The sequence below is a fragment of the Actinosynnema sp. genome (assembly GCF_052038725.1).
Map to the genome: position 1 here is coordinate 1 of NZ_JBQGCX010001036.1, position 1569 is coordinate 1569.

Genomic DNA, 1569 nt, shown 5'->3' on the forward strand with positions numbered 1-1569 from the left:
TTCGCGGAACGCGGGGTACAGCTCCAGCTCCAGCGCCGAACTGCCGTGCCGCGCGACCAGCGCCTCCACGATCTCCTCCGCGAACGCCGCCACGTGCTTCACCCCGAGCCCCAGCGCCTCGGTGCGCAGCCGGACCCACCGGGAGGTGAGGATCTGGACGCGCGGCGGCACGTCCAGCCGCCTGCCGTGCCCGTTCTGGCCCGCGCCCTCCAGCGCGGGCAGCCCGCGCCAGGTGCCCAGCCACAGCCACAGCAGCTGCGCCTCCAGCAGCCTGGGCAGGAACACGTCGTCGTCGTCCAGGTCCGGCCACACCGAGGACACCTCGGCCCGCCACGCCGCCAGCATCGCCTCGGACATGCCGGGCGGCAGGCCGTAGGCGCACCAGCAGGACGGGAACGGCACGCGCAGGCAGGCGGCGTCGAACACGACGTCGCGCACGCACCCGCCCTCGAAGTCCAGGAACCGCACGCCGCGCCCGGTGACCAGGTGGTTGTCCGGGCAGGACGTGGACGGGCTGAACGCGCGGTGCCGCGAGGTGCCGAAGCCGCGCACCGCGTGGTCGGCGAACTCCAGCACGGACGTCGGCGTGTCCACGCCCAGCACCTCGCGCAGCAGGTCCGGCAGCCCGGCCAGGGCGACGTGCAGGTCGACCGCGACCGGGTCGGCGCAGCACTGGCTGCCCTGCCTGCGCATGAGCGCGTCGAAGTCGGCGTCGCGGCCCGCCGTGGTGGCGTGCAGCCTGCCCATGGCGTGCGCCCAGGACAGCAGGCCGCGCTCGGCGACGCGCGCGTCGGGACCCAGCAGCTTCTCGGCCAGGCGCGGGGCCTTGCCCAGGTCCTCCAGCACCACCAGGCGCTTGCGCGTGTCCTGCGCGAACAGCTCCGGGGTGGCCCGCTCCTCGGCGGGCAGCGCGGTGAGCAGCTTGTGGCTGGCGGCCTCGTGCGCGAACGGGTCGCGATCGGCCACCTGCTCGGGGTACCGCTTCACCACGAGGGTGCGCGGCAGCGAGAAGGGAGTGGACGCGACCCTGACCCTGGCCACGGTGGACCGGCCCGCGCCACCGAGGTTCTCGGGGTCGGCGAGCGTGACGCGGGCGCCGAAGCGACCGCTGAGCACGGTCTCCGCGGCGCGGACCGCGTCGAGCAGTCCAGGTTCGACGTCCACAGGGCTAGCGGTGGTCTCCACGCTCATCCCCTCCGACCCTACCCCTGCTGAGCGCAGTGCCGACGATGTGACAAAACACGTTCGGGCACCGTGACGGTAGTGCGCGTCCCGCACCGGGGCCACCACTCGTTGATAACGGAATCCCGAACGCGGTGCCACCTCCTGAGCCCCGGTTCCCAGAGCCCGGGCGGGATTGTGGGGTCGCCGGGCCCAGGAAGGCACGCACCGCAACCGGTTCCGCACGCAGCGCGCACCCCGGTGACCACACGCGACGCGGCGCACCCCGGTTCCCGCAACGGTTCCGCGAGGCGCCGGAACCGGCGCGCGGCGGATCCGCCGGGCGTCCGAACGCTGGGCGCACGACCGACGGCGGGGCGTGACAGGTGACACCCGGCAGGTTCTGTC

1 protein-coding gene is annotated in these 1569 nt (G+C 74.1%); it reads right to left on the bottom strand.

The window, feature by feature from the left end:
* Positions 1 to 1191: hypothetical protein (locus ACTUAL_RS21860; RefSeq protein WP_440901554.1), on the bottom strand; the 1191-nt coding region annotated here is incomplete at its 3' end.
* Positions 1192 to 1569: the final 378 nt, after the last annotated feature.